Genomic DNA, 17,871 nt, shown 5'->3' with positions numbered 1-17,871 from the left:
GTTGGGAAAAAAAACGGGTAGCTAAATGTTGTACAAGTGCATCGATCAAGCTCATGAGCGCCCACCTCCTGCGAAGGCGATCTGTTGTTCTGAAAGGGTTACGAGAATCGAGTCTGCCTGGGAACTGTTGGCGGTGGCTGGCAGAGTAGGCGGGATATCCTGCATCAAGCGCCGGGATGCTGCATGAGCGATTTCCGTCATGGCATTGTTATTCAGGGTGTTATTGATGATTTGCGCCGTGTTTGCCACGTAAACACCTGCCAGTGGAGTTGCGGCCGGTGGTGCTATTCGGGAGTATCCGAGGGTCGGTACTGGCTGGACGGAGCGCTCTCTGAACACAAAGCGCCTGCTGATGTCGGCATCCTCGAGCGAGGGATGCATGTGTTTGAGTGCAGGCTCAAAGGTGGCCCATACGGAGTCCTCGTCAGCGCTGAAAAGAGGGTCATCAAATTGGGTGTAGCGAGGCAGGTATACGAGATGATGCCCAGCGGTTTCGTCCACCGTCGAGATAAGGTTCGTCATCTCGATGATGCCTGTAAAAGGGCTCTCCTCGGTGATATTGGTTACATAGAACTCGCTGAGAGGCTTCTTGAGTACCAGCACAACACAGATCAATCCGAGATATTGCACACGGGAGAGATTCTCGGTGTAGGTGACATCGTCGGTCTGGAGGAAGCCAAGAATGGCGCGGTTAGGCGCTGTGATGATGGCTCCGTCACAGTCAATTTGTTTATTCGCAGAGGTGATTCTGACGCGGCCGGATTGGCCGGAGCCGTTCGCCAGAGACGCGACGGATGTCACTGGGGTCGAGGTCATGATCTCGCCACCGCGAGCCGTGATGCTGGCGTAGAGATTTTTGAAGACTGTAGTGTAGCCGCCGGCGACGTAGCCGAGTTTTTCCTGTTTCTGTGGACCGTTTTCGCGAGTCGAGTAGAGCCTGCGGATCGTTCCCCAGAGAAAGGCTGCAGAAGCGGAATGGCGCATTTCGCCCAGCTTGCACCGGAACAGGGGCTCCCACATCTCTGTATAGACTTTCTTGCCGAATATTCGCTGAGTCCAGGGGCCGAGCGGGATCTCCTCGAGCTTCCTCCCATTGCTCAGATGCGAGATATACAACGTCCCAAGTCCGAGCCGGAGCTTATCTAGCAGGGACAAAAGAGGGAAGTGGAGGAGGTCCAGGGGACTTGTGAGTTTGTACAGTTTGCCGTGTGAAAAGAAGCCAACTTCGGTTGCAGTCCAGCGAAGTTTGTTGCTCAAGCCAAGCTCGTCAAGGAGAGATAGCAGGGAAGCATCCGAAGTCAGGATGCAGTGATAAAACCGATCCCATGTGAAGTCACCGAAGTTCTGGCCGGATGTCAATCCCCCGGGTTCACGGCCAGCCTCAAGCAGCGTAACGCGGTAGCCGGCTTTGAGCAGGTCCAAGGCACAGACCATCCCGGTAAATCCCGAGCCAACGATAACGATATGCGATGCCCTGGTCTCTGAATGGCTCATTAAAGTCCGCTCCTTGCTATGCAGGCTGCGCCGGCACCGATCATAAGAACGGCAACCCAATGCAAGCGCGATATGGGCTCTTTGAGGATGAAAGCGGCCATTCCCGTCACAAGGACGTAGCTAAGGCCTAGCATCGGATAGGCATAGGAGAGATCGAGATGAGCGAGGGCGATCAGCCAAAGTATGGTCGCGGCCACGAAACCTGCCGCCCACAACCCAACCCATGGAGATAGGTACCGCGACAGAGTGCCTGTCGCGTTTTTGCGCGAGTTGGTGCCGTATTTTAGCGAAACCTGGGCGCCGGCGCCGATCACAATGCTGCCGACCAATGACAGCCAGGGAATGAGGGCTGCCTTACTGGATGTTGTCATTGTGGCCGCTCCTCCGGTGCTCCATAGGTGAGCAATCCGATCCCGAGTGTCATCAATCCGATGCCGACCCACCGATCTGCGTGGATAGGCTCATTGAGGAAGAAATGTGCAGAAAGTACGACGAGTAAATAACTGATGGAGGCAAGCGGATAAAGATAACTGATCTCGCGTTTCGAGACAGCCAGAAGCCACAGCACTGTTCCAATCCCATAGACAGACAAACCGATCAAAACACCCCGTAAGACCGTTAACTCCTGGCCGTGAGCGCCAAAGGATGCAGGATCGCGATGAAGGCTGTACTTGAGGATCACCTGCCCGGCCGTAGCGAACAAAGCGGAGGCGATTACCATGAGCTCCGGCCGGGTGAGCGCTGTGCGCATTCTGGTTATCGCTGTCATTGGGGGACCTTTTGCGAGAGCTCTGGCATATAGGCAAAGGCAGGCAAGCTGATGGGTACATCAGGGGCCGGTCTCCAGCTGCGGTTTTTCGAGGGGAGGCTTGGGGCATGCAGCCTCTCTTCCTCAGGTTGGAGTGCCACAGGAATGCCATCCATATCGAGAGACCGTTGGGCTGAATCAAGGATCCGAACTACCTGCAGTCCGTCGTAGGCATCGCTGCGAGGACGGAGCCGCCGTACGACGCAGTCCAGAAAGTGTTGGAACTCGATCTTCAAGGGCTCTGTGCTGGAGATTCGGGGGATGTGAATGTCGCCAAAACGAACCTGTGTCGCTTCACCGTATGAAGTGGTAGGGTGCATTTCGGCACGACTGTCATAGATGCGGAGTTTTTCAGAGGTGGCCGCGTCGTCGAAGACTACCATCTTCTTGCTTCCGACGATGGTAGTGCTGCGAACCTTGTGTGGATCGAGCCATGAAATATGGATGTGAGCCATGACGCGGTTGCTGAAGTACAGACTCAGGAACACCACGTCCTCGATTGATTTCTGGATAAAGCTCTGTCCTCGAGCGCTTACGTCGGTGGGTGTTCCGCCGAGCATATAGAGGATTTGGGAGATATCGTGTGGTGCGAAGCTCCATAGGGCGTTTTCGTCACCGCGGATGCGGCCAAGGTTCACTCGCTGGGTGTACACGTAGTAGATGTCACCAAGTTCTCCAGAGCGAACGAGATCACGTATATAGTTCACGGCCGGGTGGTACTCCATCAAATGGCCAACCATAAGAACGCGATCGCGGACCTCTGAGAGGTGAAGCAGCTCTTCAGCGTGTGCAACCTCGAGCGTGAAAGGCTTCTCTACAAACACGTCTTTGTCCGCGAGAAGAGCCTTTTTTGCGAGGGGATAATGGGTAATAGCGGGTGAACTTATAACGATAGCCTGGATGGACGGGTAGCGTTCCAGCATCTCGTCCAGGGTTTCGCACGTCTTGACGTTCCAGTTCAGCTCGGCCAATGCGCGCGACGCAGGGTTCGTGTCGCAGCAAGCCACCAGATCGCACTCATTTAGTTCGTGTAGGCAGCGCGCAACATTACGACCCCACGCTCCCAGGCCCACCACTCCAACTTTGACTTGCGCCATTCCTGCCTCCTTCAAGGGCATCTTGCCCGAAGTCCGTTGAGTAATTCAGAAGAATCCTGATGACGGAGATAGCAATTAGGCGGCCAAGTCGCCGCGTCACCCGTTCCTGGGTGTATTAGTTTTGCCTTTTAGTTGCCATATAGGAAGAAGAGCAAGTATTTGCAACCTGTTTGCATACAACTTGATCGCCGAAGCAATTCGAATTGCGCAGCTCACGCAAAGCTTTGCATACTCGTTTGACCGGGGGTAGGCAGAGTGCTGCTGGTTCGGTTGCTATCTGCCGGATGATGGTGAATGAGCTGAGGGAAAACTGATTTCCTCAAGCGTCGTAGTCATTTGGCACGCTGCATGCCCTAACACCGGACATGACAACCACTATCGCAGTCCCACTCCCTTCCGTCGCCGAACACCAACTGCTGAAACTGAATAACCGGACAGCGAAAGTTGGCGTCATCGGTCTTGGCTACGTCGGTCTACCTCTCTCGCTCCTGTTCAGTGAAGCTGGCTTTGTCGTCCAGGGTTTTGATATTGACGCCAAAAAAGTCTCGTCTCTGTCCGAAGGGCGCAGCTATATTCAACGCATTCCTCACACGGATATTCAGGTTGCTGCCGAACGCGGTTTCAGCGCAACCAAAGATTTCTCCATAATCTCTGACCAGGACGTAATCATTCTTTGCGTTCCTACACCCCTCACGGAGCATCGTGAGCCAGATCTGAGCTTCATTGAGAAGACGGCGCAAGCAATTGCTCCGCACCTCCGTGTCGGCCAGTTAGTGGTCCTTGAGAGCACGACGTATCCGGGAACTACTGAAGAGATCTTGATTCCGATCCTCAACAGAGGGAGCCGCATCGGACTCCATGCCCGGGAATCCGATAAGGATGTAAGCGATAACGTGTTCTACGTGGCATTCTCGCCCGAACGTGAAGACCCGGGTAACAATACCGTAGCCCGGCGCGACATCCCGAAGGTTGTCGGCGGACATGAGCCGATTGCGGGCCAACTGGCGGGTGCTCTCTACGAAAACATCTTTGGTCGTGTGGTGAAGGTTTCCACCACGCAAGCGGCTGAGATGACGAAGCTGCTCGAGAACATCTATCGCTGCGTAAATATTGCTCTAGTGAATGAGCTGAAACTACTTTCGCTCCGCATGGGGATCGATATCTGGGAAGTGATTGATGCGGCTGCAACGAAACCGTTTGGTTTCCAGCCCTTCTATCCTGGTCCGGGTCTTGGTGGTCACTGTATTCCGATCGACCCGTTTTACCTGAGCTGGAAGGCGCGCGAGTGGGATTTCCATACGAAGTTCATTGAGCTCGCGGGTGAAATCAATGAAGGTATGCCCCGTCACGTGTTGCAGTCGGTATCAGAGGCGCTGAATCGGCGCTGCAAGGCTTTGAGCGGGTCTAAGATCCTTGTTTTGGGTATCGCCTATAAGAAGGACATCGACGATCTTCGGGAGTCCCCGTCTCTGCAGATCATCGAGTTACTGCAGCAGGAGCAAGCGAAGGTAGATTACAACGATCCTTACTTCCCAACCGTAGGCAGAGGACGTCACTACAACCTGGGTATGAAGAACACGTCGCTGGATACGATTGGTGACTACGACTGTGTCGTCATCGTAACGGACCACTCAGACTATGACTACGAAGCGATCGTTGAAGGTGCGAATCTCGTTGTCGATACTCGAAATGCAACTAAGGGAATCAACTCACCGAAGATCGTTCGCTGCTAAAACGAGACCTCTCTCTAACATGGAGGCACATTATGCCTTGGGTGGATTTCGATGAATAAAACTCCTCTTCGAATAGTTCCGAGCGTTTGTATCATGGTCCCTCTCTACAACGAGGAGCAGACTATGGAAGTCCTGGGCAGGGCGCTGCTAAGCTTGCACCGCCGCCTGTCGGGAAGCTTCAAAGTTTGCTACCTCTTTGTAGACGATGGAAGTCAGGACGAAACATTCAGCCGGATCCGCAGTACTGTCCCTCCTGGTGCAGAGTACGAAGCCTACAGACATCCTGAAAATCGCGGACTTGGAGAAGCATTTCGCACAGCATTCCGCCATGCAAATGCAGATATTGTTTGCACGATTGATGGTGATTGCAGCTATAGGCCGGCGGATTTGTTTGCAATGATTCTGAGAGTTCTTTCTGGTCATGCGGATATTGTTGTTGCGTCACCATACCATCCTCTGGGTGATGTGCAGGGGGTACAGGGCTGGAGGCTTGCCCTCAGCAGCGGATGTTCTCGGCTCTACCGCGCGTTCACACCCTTGAAGTTGTACACCTATACCAGTATTTTCCGTGCCTACCGAGGATCTGTCGTCAAGGAGTTGCGATCATCCAGGAGGGATTTTGTAGCCGCGGTCGAGCTGTTGCTAAGTGCGTCTTCGATGGGTTGCAAGATAGAAGAAGCACCGCTTGTTCTACACCGACGGTGTACTGGAAGTAGCAAGATGCGGATTGCCAAGACGATTTCGGGACATCTGGGGCTCCTTTCCCAGTGCATTCTTGGCCATGGATATCCGGCTTCTCTCAAAGTAGACAAGCAGCTAGTTCATCCAAAAGCTCCAGTTGAAATTGGAGCTTCGGCGGAAGGGCGTCAAATACAACGATCCAAGGCCTTGCAGGCATGGGATCCGGTAACAGTGGGCCAACATTCTCAAGAGATGAGTAAGGCAAAAAAAGGAGTAACTCTGTGAACGCGTTGACAAGGCAAGACTGTATGACGATGACTTTTCGTTCAGAGTATCCAGGGGTGCTCTTTGGTCGGTATGTCGTGATTGGTGAGGATGTCACCATCGGCCCTGGGACCGTATTGGGAAACAATGTTGTTGTCCATGATGGCTCGAGTATTGGCTGCAATGTCCGGATCGATGATGGCGTTGTTATCGGCAAGGAGCCATTGCGTTCAAGACTTAGTGCGATGGCTTCCGACGTCGACCTTGAGCCTGCTTCGATTGGAGATGAAGTTCTGATTGGTACCCACGCCGTGATTTATAGAGGAGCAACGGTAGGCAATAGCGTACTGATCGCAGACCTTGCTACGGTACGGGAGCAGGTTACGATCGGCGAAATGTCGATTATTGGGCGCGGTGTCGCGGTCGAGAATATGGTAACCATCGGGAGAAGGTGCAAGATTGAGACGGGTGCCTATATTACTGCGATGTCGTCGATCGGGGACTTTTGTTTTGTGGCGCCGGAAGTTACTTTCACAAATGATAATTATGTTGGCCGTACGGAGGAGCGCTTTAAACACTTCAAGGGAGTAACGATGCAAGTCGGCTCTCGCATTGGAGCAAATGCAACCGTTCTCCCTGGAATGGTGATCGGCGAGGATGCATTAGTTGCCGCTGGCTCCATCGTTACCAAAGACGTTCCGAGCCGTGCGATCGTGATGGGGTCGCCGGCTCGTGTAATTCGGCAGGTCCCAGCCGATCAACTGCTGAGTGCTGCTACTCCTCGGTCAGGTGGTTCTCAGTGAAGATCATGTCGATTGGGGGAGCCCGGCCACAGTTCGTAAAGATGGCCATGATGTTTCATGGGATAGAGGCCTACAAAGCCCGCAATCACTGCAGCATCGATCACGCTATTTTGCACACGGGGCAGCACTACGATCCGCTGATGTCGGACATCTTCTTCGAAGAGCTGGGGTTGGCGATGCCGCATCCGATCATTGGTACATCCTCAGGAACTCCAGGTGTGCAGACTGCTGCAATGCTGGCCAGCATCGAAGTTGAGCTGATGAGAGAAACGCCCGATCTTGTTCTGATCTACGGCGACACAAACTCTACGCTTGCCGCTGCGCTTGCAGCCTCGAAACTTCATATCCCGCTTGTTCATATTGAAGCCGGTTTGAGAAGCTTCAACCGAGAGATGCAAGAGGAGATCAACCGCATCGTCAGTGATCATGTCTCTGATCTTCTTCTTGCTCCGACTGCAGCATCGATGGAGCAGCTGAGGGTCGAGGGATTGAGCGGCCGCGCGGCGTTGGTTGGTGACCTCATGCTGGACGCAGTTGCACACTACACAAGCTCGGATCGGACCAGTGCGGTGCTTGATAAACAGGGCCTCGTCGGCAAGAGCTACGCGTTGGTCACGATGCATCGTGCGGAGAACACCGATTCCTTCAAGCGTCTTACGGCAATTCTGTCCTCACTGGCGAAGTTCCCGATACCCATTGTGTTGCCTCTTCATCCGAGGCTCTCACGTTTGCTTGGAGTCGAAGGGCGAAGGATGCTGGCGAGTCACGATCACATCCACCTGGTCGAACCGGTCGGGTACCTTGAGATGCTGGTGCTCGAACAACGTGCGGACGTCATTGTCACCGATTCGGGCGGAATGCAGAAGGAAGCTTATTTCCTTGGTACCCCCTGCGTCACGCTTCGTGACGAGACTGAATGGACCGAAACGCTACACGACGATTGGAACGTCCTTGCCGGCAGCGAATCAGAGACGATTCTTAGGGCCGTCAGGCACGCACTGGAGCGCTCGTCAAGGGCTGTTGAACAGCCAAGGAACCTCGCTGCATTCGGCGGTGGACAAGCCGCGGCCCATTGCATCGACGAGATTATGAAGTTTATGGAGAAAAAGAAATGAGAAAACTACTAATTACTGGGGCAGCCGGTTTCCTGGCATCACACCTTGTTGACCTGATGTTGAGTCGTGGCTATGACGTAACGGGTGTCGACGATTTGTCGCACGGAAACGTGCAGAACCTTGACGGCGCTTTGCGGGATAGCCGGTTTCACTTTTGTCAGGCAGATGTCTGCGATATGAGCGCACTGCGACACTGCGTCGACAAAGTCGATACCGTTATCCATCTTGCGGCTTACAAGATTCCGCGCTATGGAACAGCTACGAAGACGCTTCTGGTCAATTCACAAGGGACGATGAACGCGCTGCAGCTAGCTTGCGAGAAGTCTGCAAAATTTGTCATCACCTCAACTTCTGATGTGTACGGCAAGAATCCAAATGTGCCGTTTTCTGAAGATGCGGATTCCGTTCTGGGTTCCCCCACCGTCGGCCGCTGGGCGTACGCTACTTCTAAGCGCTATGACGAACATCTAGTGCTGGCCATGGCAGAGGACTGCGGGATCTACACGACAGTTCTGCGCATCTTCGGATCTTATGGCCCTCGCCAGAACCTGAGCTGGTGGGGCGGTCCTCAGTCCGTCTTTATTGACGCCATTCTTCGCGATGAAGTTATCCCTATCCATGGCGATGGCCAGCAAACCAGGTCATTCACCTTTGTCAGCGACACCGTCCGTGGTATCGCTGCCGCTGCGGAATCGTCCAATTGCAATCAGGAGATCATCAATATCGGAGCAAACGAAGAAGTTAGCATTCTGGATCTTGCTAGTCGTATTTATCGGATGTGTGGCAAGTCGGGGTCACCCGCAATCAAACTGATTCCGTATGATGAGATCGCGAACCGCAAATACGAAGACGTTCGTCGCCGGATTCCGGACACGCGAAAGGCGAAGGAGCTTTTGAACTTCGAGGCGAAGATCCCTCTCGAACAGGGCCTGCTTGAGACGATTGCCTGGCAACGTCAGTGGATTACACCTCTGGTTCAGGCCGACTAGTAGAGAAACAGATATAGCTCCCGTCCACTGGACGGGGGCTACTTGTTGTAATCGCTTTGATTAGAGTTGTTTCTCTGTTGCCGGGAAGTGGATAAAGCAAGTGAGTGCCGTTTCCAGGGGGAAACGGCACTCAGAACTGTGACTCGCTCTACACCTGCAAGGGAACCGCTTTAGCGACTGATAGCCATCTGTTCGAAGTGTTTTGGTACTATCTTTAGCGTCTTTTGGATATACCACGACACGGTCTCTTCCAGGCCCTGTTCGAAGGTATGAGTGGGGGAGTATCCGAGGGCGGATCGAGCTCTGGAGATATCTGCCTGTGACTGAAAGACATCGCCGGCACGCATCTTCTTGTAGGTCGGGGCGGCTTGAAAGTCCAAGATCCGTGCAAGCGTAGCGTAAAGCGTATTCAACGTCTGGCTCCTGCCAGTGCCTACGTTGAAGACTTCTCCTGCGACGGCTTCGCGAGGGGCTTGGCACGCGAGCAGGTTTGCAGATACAACGTTCGCTACATAAGTGAAGTCCCGACTCTGGAAGCCGTCGCCAAAGATGGTTGACTGCTCTCCGGCCAACATATCTGTGATGAATCTGGCGATGACTCCCGAATAAGGTGAGTCCGCAGCCTGCCCTGGTCCAAAAACATTGAAATAGCGCAGGCATACTCCTTCCAGGCCATGTACAGCCCAAAAGCTTTTGACATAATTTTCGCCTGCTAGTTTTTGTACGGCGTACGGTGACAGAGGTGCCGGGCACATGGATTCATGCTTTGGATGAGCCTCTTGATCGCCATATGCCGAAGACGACGCTGCATAGACTACACGGGAGACACCGGCAGTCTGCGCGGCCATTAGAACGCTTAGAGTGCCAGTAGCGTTAGCCGTATGACTACTCATTGGATCATTGATCGATCGAGGTACTGATGCAAGAGCTGCTTCGTGCAGCACAAAATCAACACCACGCATGAAATCACAAAGACGGTCTGTCTCGTTGATGTCCATCTGGCAAAAATCAATGTCCGACAGAATGTCCGACAAGTTTGAGCTGTCGGAACAGCTAAGGTTGTCGACTCCTCTCACTTCGTGACCCGAAGCTAGAAGTGCTCGTGCGAGCGACGATCCAATAAATCCTGCAATCCCAGTAATGAAATAGCGAGCCATCAGTTTCAGCGCCTCGTCTCGATGAAAAATTGTCGATCGAAGATACGAAGTTGCATGTGCTCTGCCAATCATGCTCTAAGGTGTGTAGATCTGAATGCGCTGAGTGATAAGGCTAGAGTGCTTTGTATGGTCCGCATGAAGGAATGCTTGCGCAAAGACCGCCCTCGCTCTTGCACATAGATATGCAACTGGTTGCATCGCTTGTAGTTATGGGGGAATGTAGGACGTTACAGATGCTGCATAGCCTAGTTCCGCGAACAGGACACGAGCCCGAAGATTGGAAGGTGAAATGCATATCTATCCGAAAGAGGGCGCATAGCTTCTACAAGCGGTTGGCAGCCTTCGAATATCGATATCTAATACTGGAGCTTAATCTCATGGGAAAAAATCCGAAGGGCGCTGTGATCCCGGTCCTCAATCTAAAAGGGCAATATCAGGCGTTGCAAGATGAGATTCAGCTGGCGATACAGAAGGTACTGTCTACCCAGAGCTTTATTTTGGGTGAGAATGTGGCAGCCCTGGAGGAAGAAATTGCTCAGTACTGCGGCGTTGCGTATGGAGTCGGCGTAGCTTCGGGAACCGACGCTCTTCTTCTCGCACTGAAAGCTGCAGGGGTAGGTCCAGGCGATGAGGTCATTGTGCCAGCGTTTAGCTTTGTCGCGACTGCCGATGTGGTAGGTCTATTGGGCGCCGTTCCAGTGTTTGTGGATATCGATCCAGCTTCGTACACAATCGATGTCTCCCAGGTAAAAGCGTCGATCACACCGAATACGCGAGCCGTGATTCCGGTCCATCTTTACGGCCAGCCTGCGAACATGGCGGAGCTGCTTACCATTTGCGAAGAGCACGGACTGACCTTGATTGGAGACACTGCTCAAGCACTAGGAGCTGATTATCACGAATCGCCCGTTTGCTCTTTCGGCGATTTCGGTTGCATCTCGTTTTTCCCCAGCAAGAACCTTGGCGCTTACGGCGATGGTGGAATGATCGTCGTGAAGCAGAAGGAACAGGCTGATCTGCTGAAGAAATTACGAAGCCATGGAAGTTCCGTGAAGTACTGTAGCGAAATCCAAGGCTGGAACAGCCGACTTGATGAAATTCAGGCTGCAATACTCCGCGTCAAGTTGCCCTATCTGGATCAGTGGAATTTGATTCGCGCTGAGCACGCAGCGATGTACAACCAAATACTCGGAGACGTTGACGGGCTAATCATCCCAAAGACGATGAGCGACCGCACCCACGTCTTCCATCAGTACACGGTACGCGTTCCGAATCGCGATGCTGTTCGCGCAATGATGCTGGAGTCCGGGATCGAGACGGCGGTTCACTATCCGATACCCCTGCACCTGCAGCCTATGTACAGATCGCTGGGGTATCGAAGGGGTGATTTGCCAGTAGCTGAAAAGGCAGCCGAGGAAGTATTGTCTCTCCCGGTCTATCCCGAACTTGAAGATAGTCAGATTGAGAGAATTAGCCTGGCTTTACGGGCAGCCGTCGAGTCACAAGTAGAGGTTTTGTTACCTATTGAGGCATGAGAAATGAAAATATCCGGAAAAGCACTTCCACCTCGCGCCGCCGGTTTGCTGATCTTCGATTTTATGGCTCTGGTGGTAGCAACGCCCTTTTTATTTATGCTTGCAAGCTTTATGCATCCGGAGGGAAAGTCAGTCGCATCCGTTGTGGTTTCAACTTTACGTGTTGTTGCGATGGGACTGGCCTGCCAGGCTGTGTTCTATTACAACGAGCTTTATAATCTGCAGATCGTTCGCCAGCATGTGGCGACTCTCACAGGGTTACTCCGAGCCTTTGCTCTCATTTTTCTAATATTAGCCGTCGGATCGATTGCTTTCCCAGCTACGGCACCTATGCTTTCGCGTGTCCTGTTAGTGGCAATATGTCTGGCTGCTCTTGCGTTTGTGGCTCGCGTTTTGGCTTTACCTCGAGAACGCGAACGGCTACTCATCCTGTCACCCGCTGAAGAGGCAGCTGAACTCCAGCAGACGGTGATCGATTGCCCGGAATGGAATCTCGAGATCGCGCAGATTGCTCATCCGTCCAATCTGGACACAGTTGTTCCTCACGGGACGGAGCCAACCGAGAGATTCGACCGGATCATCGTCGCCGAAGGTTTTCGACAAGACACAGCTTTGTTAGAGCGCATGCTGGAGTGGAAGTTGAAGGGACTACCAGTCGAGAGCATTCAGACATTTTACGAACGTGCGCGCGGGCGCATCAGGATGCATGATCTTACTTTGGATCAGTGCCTCTTTTCGACCGAATATAGCCACGGGATCGTAACGCGCCGGTTGAAGCGAATGCTCGATGTATGTCTTGGGGTTATTCTCCTTCTGCTGTTTGCGCCAATCATCGCTCTTGTCGCTCTGTTGATCGTTCTGCAGCGTGACGGACCAGTGATCTTTCGCCAAGATCGTATTGGTCTCAATGGAAAAGTATTTCAGATTTATAAGTTCAGGACGATGCGATCTCCCGTCGGGGATCATTCACCGAAATGGGCAACGGAAGAGGTAGATCGCATTACTCCTGTTGGTCAATTTCTGCGAAAGTATCGCTTCGACGAGCTTCCGCAGCTAGTGAATATTTTGAAGGGCGAGATGAGCCTGGTTGGGCCAAGGCCGGAACAACCCGAGTTCTGCCGCCTGTTGGCAGAACACATTCCCTTCTATGCACAGAGGCATGCCGTACTCCCGGGCCTGACCGGCTGGGCGCAGGTTCGTTATCAGTACGGCGCGAGCATTGAAGAATCGCGCCGCAAGACAGAATTTGATCTGTTTTACGTGAAGCATCTCTCCTTCGGGATAGACTGCGCAATTCTTCTTGAGACAGTTAAGGTTGTTCTCGTAGGGCGTGGAGCTCTCTGATACTTAGGGTTCCAATTGAGTCATTCGGATGAGGTAGTACATGACCTTAGACCCTCACCGCAAGGATTTCAGCCTGTCCAGGATACTCCTGGCGACCGACCTTACGGCTAATTCAGATGCGGCGATAGATTACGCTAAAGTCCTGGCGCGGACGTTTCATTCTCTCGTTCTCATCGTTCACATCATCGATAATGTTCTTCCCACCGAGCCTGCGACGACAATGAGCCCGCCTGAGATTCTTCGAATACGAAATACGAAGAGGAAGAACTTGTTGCGAGTTAAGACAAAGCTATCCGGGGTTGGTATTCAAACGCGGGTGATCTTATACGAGGGACACCCGGTCAGCTCAATTCTCGTCATGTTGGCGCGACACCGCAAAGCAGACCTGCTCGTGGTTACTGCAAATCATGACTCGACGAAAGCCGAACTCACTGCACAGGCTCTGTTGGAAGATGTTCTGCCCGCATACCAATGTCCGCTCTTTGTAGTCGGCGTGCGGGCGAATGAATACGGACTTCCTGCTGGTCTCGCAAGTGTTCTGTACGTTGAAACCGGGCTGGACGATGTTAGCGTTTTAGCTTCATCGTATAGCCAGGCATTTGCGGAGAAGGCTGGGGCAGTTCTATACACTCTTCAACTTGGCCTGGAATGGCCTTTATCGGAAGGGGTGGGGGAGACAGAGTCGACGACGAATCGAGAGGCAGCTTTGCAGAACGTTGTAGATGTTATCGAGGCGCACAATGCAGACATTCTTATTTGCAGTCTGTCTCAGAAGAAGAATCTTGTGCAACAAGAGCAACTGCATCTCATAAAAGATCTGATCATGCGCATACGATTCCCGGTTCTGATCCTATCCACCTAGGTGAATTGCTCCATCTTTTGTGCGTCTGTCTCATGCTTGCAACGGGAAGCAAAAGATAGGTCGTAGATGAAGGCGGACCTCGTCGGTATTCGCGTCACAGAGACGAGAGGGATAGAGTGCGAGCGGCAACTGTAGTTAGCTCAGGAATTGATATTCCGTGCCCGATGTACGTCATGATATTTCGCGCGGAAGGTTCCAAACTAGGATAGCCAGAGCCGACGTGATGCAAGGTTTTTTGAAAAAGGGGAACGGGCTTGGTAGAACCCGCTCCCCATCTGAAGGGGCAAGAGTTATTCGTAGGCCCCAATGGCTGGTGGATCAGGACGGACATCTCCTAAGACGTCTGTTGCGGACAGCTTCGAAGTTGATCCTGCCTTAAGCGCTGGGGAGTTGGATTGCAGATCGAAGTTAGTCGTGGAGACGAATGCCGGGTTTGTAGAGACGGGCCGAGCATCCCAACTCGGGGATGTCCCTGCACCAAACCAGAGATTATTTGTCCCACTTACGTTCTCGCTTCCCGATTCGATGTAAGGCTCTGCGCTGCTGGTTTGAGAGCAGATGTTGTTGGTGAGGACTAACCCTGCCCCTGCTGTTACCACGCCAAAGCAGCCATTCTGGTGCCCGGTGGCGTATTGCCCAGCGTCCACAACCGTATTGTTGTAAACCTGCACCGCACCGCTCGATGAACCAGCGGGGTCGGAGTTAACTGCAATGCCAACTTCGTTTGCAACACCGTACGGGTTCGATGCAAGTGCGATGTGAGAAAGCACATTGTTGTAGGCTTCCACCACTCCCTTCGACGGATCGACCGATGCAAAGCCTATGCCGTCGCAGTATCCGCCCGTAATGACGTTGTCATGTACGTGAAGGTCGTATAGATTCGCTCCTGTCGTGGCATGGAACATAATGCTGCGGCAGTAACCCTTGAAGTTCTGTCCAATATTGTTCCATCCGACGTCTGCATGATTCACATTGGAAGAGAAGTAAACGGCGTGATAGGTCTTATCAACGTTGCCGCCTGTATTGTTGACATTGTTGCCCTGAAAAACCCATGTATCCGTTGGTGCACCCGTTTCTCCAAGTACGCAGGCCGTGCCGCCAAGTCCACTGGGTGGCGCCGGGCAAGAGAGGCTGTTGTTGATGATGCGCACATTGCCAGCCTCATCGTCGATGGCGGAGTTGCCACCAATGATTGTCAGATTTGCGATGGTGAGGTATTTTCCCCAGCCGTGAATTCCATTTGCTACAGATGTACTGCCAACATTAACTGTTCCGCCAGGGTAACCCACGATCGCGAGTTGCTTTGTCGGAGAACTACCGCCGAGGTCTGTCGAGACAGTGGCGTTGTAACCCCGACCATCATCTACGTTAACGGCCACGCCAGGCTCGAGATAGATGATCGCGTTTTGTGCAGGCGAGCTGTTGTCCTTGGATGTGAGCGAATTAAAGGCTGCTCTCCACGTCTTGAATGGAGAAGTAAAGGTCCCGCTATTGGTGTCGAGGCCCTTTGCTGAAACGAAGACGATCGTCGTCGGAGTGACGGTAAATGGGTATCCATTGGATGGCAGTCCGTCTACAGTTACCTGGAGCGAACCGGTGGTTGCTGCACTACCAAGCTGGGCGATGATGGTTGTATCGCTCCAACTGCACAGGCTGCAGTTTGTCACCAGGTTGCCCCCAAGCTTCACCGTGCTACTACCTTGTGAGGCTCCGAAGTGATCCCCGAAGATCCGTACGTAAGCGCCATTGCCATCGTCTCCACCGGTTCCTGATCCGACATTAATGTCGGTGTAGTGGATGTGCGGTGCACCGGATGTGGTACTTCCTGTCGTTGGCGGCGGTGTCGTTGGAGGTGGTGTTGTCGGCGGCGGAGTAGTTTGCGTCGCTGCCTTTACCGTGACGGTCGCAACGGCGGTCACAGTCTTCGTAGCGTTAGACGCTACGAGTGTGAAGCTCGTACTTTTTGTGGGAATACCTAAGGTGAGGCCGGTGAGTGCTTTTTTTTCGCCATTGATAGTGACTGATGTCGCGTTCGTGACTGCCCACTTCAATTGGATTGACTGGCCGGCGGTTACCGTACTGGGGGAGGTGGTGATTATTACTGTGGGCGCCGTTGATGTGCTTTGTTGCGCGGCGCTTTGGGGCGACAGCGATTGCGTGCAACCGAGTTGTGTGCCTGCCAGAAGGCAGGCAATTAATATAGTGATGTTCTTCATTTGCACTCCGGAGAAGACTCTTCAGACACAGCGCCGGCGTGACGCACTGTGGATAGCCCATGTGTCACGATACGAGACGTGAGCGTATAGGAGCAGTGACGCTGATCTAAAGAGACTATGGGGGAAGGGGGAGGGGCGCTTAGCTGAAGGGGAGAAGATCCAGACCTAAGCCCTGATTGCACATGGCGGTAGTATCACCACGTCTTTCGGCGTTAGGAAAACCATAGCTCAAACCGCAACAATGTGCAAGTTTTTGCACATTGTTGCGGTTGATTGGAAAACCGAGGTTGTAGGGGGTAAAGCTGGAGGTCTACCGGTGATATGTCCTGAAATACAGAGCTAATTTATTATTAGGCGCTTCGCGCGTGTGTCATGTGATGCCGGTTCTGGGTTAGCCCATACTGTTGGATCTTATACAGCAAGGAACGGTAGCTGATGTTGAGATCGACAGCGGCATGACGGCGATTCCAACCAGAGTCCTCTAGTGCCTGTTGAATAAGCCGGCTTTCTGTCCGATCCCTCTGTGTCCGGACAATTAATCGCATGCCTGCTATCTCCTGCGCATCCTCTCCAGCCACTGGTACAGGTGCCGCATGGATCCCACGCGTTCCACGGATACGCTCCTCCAAATCTGCCTTGACTCTGTCTGTGTTGCCAAGTACCTGGATACGAATGACGTAATTGGAAAGCTCTCTCAGGTTGCCTGGCCAGCGGTATTCCATCATCAACGTCATTACCTCTGGAGAGATATAAACAGGGTCGCGGCGCAGACTACCAGCATGGTGGAGCACGAGTTGTTCAATCAAAAAGGGAATCTCTTCTCTCCGCTCCCGAAGTGGAGGAATTTCTATCGTAAACGCGCTAATTCTGTAATAGAGGTCTTCCCGAAAGGCATTTTGTGCGATCGCCGTCTCGATATCAACATTGGTTGCTGCGATCACCCGGACGTCAACATGAGACTCCGTGCGCGCTCCCAGGCGTGAATAGCGACCGTCCTGCAAAACGTGCAACAGCTTAGCCTGCATGGGTGCACTCATTTCTCCGATCTCGTCGAGAAGCAACGTCCCATGGTCAGCCAATTCAAACTTTCCGGCCTTCGCTTTGATCGCCCCGGTAAAGGCTCCTGCCTCGTATCCGAACAACTCGCTTTCCAGCAGATCCGGTGGCAGAGCTGCACAGTTCAAGGACGAGTAGCAGGCGGACGAGCGTAGCGAGTGCTTATGGAGGAGAGCTGCGACAACATCCTTTCCGACACCACTTTCTCCCAGAATCAGGACCGGTACGTCCACTGCCGCAAGCAGGCAAACCGTTTCGTAGAGTTTCATCATGGCTGGGCATGCTGCCAGAAAGTAGCGCCCACCGGGCAAGTCTTCAATGTAGCAAGGCGTATCGTGTCGCTTGCTCGAGATTTGGCTAACGGCAGGTGCCGGTAATATCGCTGCTTTGCGAACGGAAACTGTCTCTAAAACTCGCTCAAAATCATGCCGTTGCACAGGCTTCCAGATAACATTTCGTATTCCCAATCGTTCAGCGTCATTTCTCCAGTAGGTCGTCCCCATCGGACTGATGATCCATAGCCGTGATACGTCCATTTTGCTGGCCACCTCCTCTAGAAACCTGCCGGTACGCAAAGACGGAAGTTCCATATCAACAAGCAAGACGTCGCATGAATGCTCATCGCGAAGCAGAAGAAGGATCTTCTGTGGATCGATGATCGTTTGGTAGGAGTGACCCTCCGCCTCAAATACAGACATACAGCGCGTAGTTACTACA

Annotated in this window: 15 protein-coding genes; 8 read left to right on the top strand and 7 right to left on the bottom strand. The window is 52.9% G+C overall.

Annotated features, from left to right (window positions below):
- Nucleotides 1-51 precede the first annotated feature (51 nt).
- Genes ACIX8_RS17490 through ACIX8_RS17475 form a run of 4 tightly spaced genes read right to left on the bottom strand, consistent with a single transcriptional unit; the run spans nt 52 to nt 3,399 of the window.
- A complete protein-coding gene (locus ACIX8_RS17490) occupies nt 52-1,494 on the bottom strand; it encodes an FAD-dependent oxidoreductase (protein ID WP_014266706.1) in 1,443 nt (480 codons plus the stop codon).
- Complete coding sequence (locus tag ACIX8_RS17485) at nt 1,494-1,865, bottom strand: DMT family transporter (protein WP_014266705.1); 372 nt, start codon at nt 1,863-1,865, stop codon at nt 1,494-1,496. Before ACIX8_RS17485 ends, ACIX8_RS17490 begins: the two co-directional genes overlap by 1 nt.
- Complete coding sequence (locus ACIX8_RS24740) at nt 1,862-2,245, bottom strand: EamA family transporter (protein ID WP_052310644.1); 384 nt, start codon at nt 2,243-2,245, stop codon at nt 1,862-1,864. The genes ACIX8_RS17485 and ACIX8_RS24740 overlap by 4 nt, the downstream gene beginning before the upstream one ends.
- Before the next feature lie 14 nt (nt 2,246-2,259).
- Nucleotides 2,260-3,399 carry a Gfo/Idh/MocA family protein gene (locus ACIX8_RS17475; protein WP_014266703.1) on the bottom strand — a complete coding sequence of 380 codons (1,140 nt, stop codon included), beginning with the start codon at nt 3,397-3,399 and terminating at the stop codon, nt 2,260-2,262.
- A 365-nt stretch (nt 3,400-3,764) separates the two neighbouring features.
- Here ACIX8_RS17475 and ACIX8_RS17470 point away from each other — a divergent pair, with 365 nt between their 5' ends.
- Genes ACIX8_RS17470 through ACIX8_RS17450 form a run of 5 tightly spaced genes read left to right on the top strand, consistent with a single transcriptional unit; the run spans nt 3,765 to nt 8,984 of the window.
- Nucleotides 3,765-5,132: a nucleotide sugar dehydrogenase gene (locus ACIX8_RS17470; protein WP_014266702.1), complete on the top strand. Its 1,368-nt coding sequence runs from the start codon at nt 3,765-3,767 to the stop codon at nt 5,130-5,132.
- Nucleotides 5,133-5,183: 51 nt separating this feature from the next.
- Nucleotides 5,184-6,098, top strand: coding sequence for a glycosyltransferase family 2 protein (locus ACIX8_RS25335; RefSeq protein ID WP_150110649.1), 915 nt, complete (start codon nt 5,184-5,186; stop codon nt 6,096-6,098).
- A 23-nt stretch (nt 6,099-6,121) separates the two neighbouring features.
- Nucleotides 6,122-6,880, top strand: a complete 759-nt coding sequence (locus tag ACIX8_RS17460; protein ID WP_150110648.1) for an N-acetyltransferase — start codon at nt 6,122-6,124, stop codon at nt 6,878-6,880.
- A 41-nt stretch (nt 6,881-6,921) separates the two neighbouring features.
- Nucleotides 6,922-7,995, top strand: coding sequence for a non-hydrolyzing UDP-N-acetylglucosamine 2-epimerase (wecB, locus tag ACIX8_RS17455; RefSeq protein ID WP_263053375.1), 1,074 nt, complete (start codon nt 6,922-6,924; stop codon nt 7,993-7,995).
- Nucleotides 7,992-8,984, top strand: coding sequence for an NAD-dependent epimerase/dehydratase family protein (locus ACIX8_RS17450; RefSeq protein ID WP_014266698.1), 993 nt, complete (start codon nt 7,992-7,994; stop codon nt 8,982-8,984). The genes wecB and ACIX8_RS17450 overlap by 4 nt, the downstream gene beginning before the upstream one ends.
- A gap of 170 nt (nt 8,985-9,154) precedes the next feature.
- Here the strand turns inward: ACIX8_RS17450 and ACIX8_RS17445 are convergent, their stop codons facing one another.
- The gene (locus ACIX8_RS17445) at nt 9,155-10,141 is read right to left on the bottom strand and encodes an NAD-dependent epimerase/dehydratase family protein (protein ID WP_014266697.1); all 987 of its coding nucleotides are present in this window, start codon (nt 10,139-10,141) and stop codon (nt 9,155-9,157) included.
- 377 nt (nt 10,142-10,518) lie between these two features.
- Between ACIX8_RS17445 and ACIX8_RS17440 the strand changes: the two genes are divergently transcribed.
- Genes ACIX8_RS17440 through ACIX8_RS17430 form a run of 3 tightly spaced genes read left to right on the top strand, consistent with a single transcriptional unit; the run spans nt 10,519 to nt 13,882 of the window.
- A complete protein-coding gene (locus ACIX8_RS17440) occupies nt 10,519-11,676 on the top strand; it encodes a DegT/DnrJ/EryC1/StrS family aminotransferase (RefSeq protein ID WP_044178987.1) in 1,158 nt (385 codons plus the stop codon).
- A 3-nt stretch (nt 11,677-11,679) separates the two neighbouring features.
- Nucleotides 11,680-13,020 carry an exopolysaccharide biosynthesis polyprenyl glycosylphosphotransferase gene (locus tag ACIX8_RS17435; RefSeq protein WP_014266695.1) on the top strand — a complete coding sequence of 447 codons (1,341 nt, stop codon included), beginning with the start codon at nt 11,680-11,682 and terminating at the stop codon, nt 13,018-13,020.
- A 40-nt stretch (nt 13,021-13,060) separates the two neighbouring features.
- Nucleotides 13,061-13,882, top strand: a complete 822-nt coding sequence (locus ACIX8_RS17430; RefSeq protein ID WP_014266694.1) for a universal stress protein — start codon at nt 13,061-13,063, stop codon at nt 13,880-13,882.
- A 290-nt stretch (nt 13,883-14,172) separates the two neighbouring features.
- Here the strand turns inward: ACIX8_RS17430 and ACIX8_RS17425 are convergent, their stop codons facing one another.
- Both ACIX8_RS17425 and ACIX8_RS17415 read right to left on the bottom strand, forming a co-directional pair.
- Nucleotides 14,173-16,098: an IPT/TIG domain-containing protein gene (locus tag ACIX8_RS17425; RefSeq protein ID WP_014266693.1), complete on the bottom strand. Its 1,926-nt coding sequence runs from the start codon at nt 16,096-16,098 to the stop codon at nt 14,173-14,175.
- A gap of 350 nt (nt 16,099-16,448) precedes the next feature.
- Complete coding sequence (locus ACIX8_RS17415) at nt 16,449-17,852, bottom strand: sigma-54 interaction domain-containing protein (protein WP_190273687.1); 1,404 nt, start codon at nt 17,850-17,852, stop codon at nt 16,449-16,451.
- Nucleotides 17,853-17,871 lie beyond the last annotated feature (19 nt).

The organism is Granulicella mallensis MP5ACTX8 (assembly GCF_000178955.2).
Taxonomy (GTDB): domain Bacteria; phylum Acidobacteriota; class Terriglobia; order Terriglobales; family Acidobacteriaceae; genus Granulicella; species Granulicella mallensis.
Note: the sequence above shows the minus strand (reverse complement) of the source record. Positions and strands in the feature narration are given on the sequence as shown.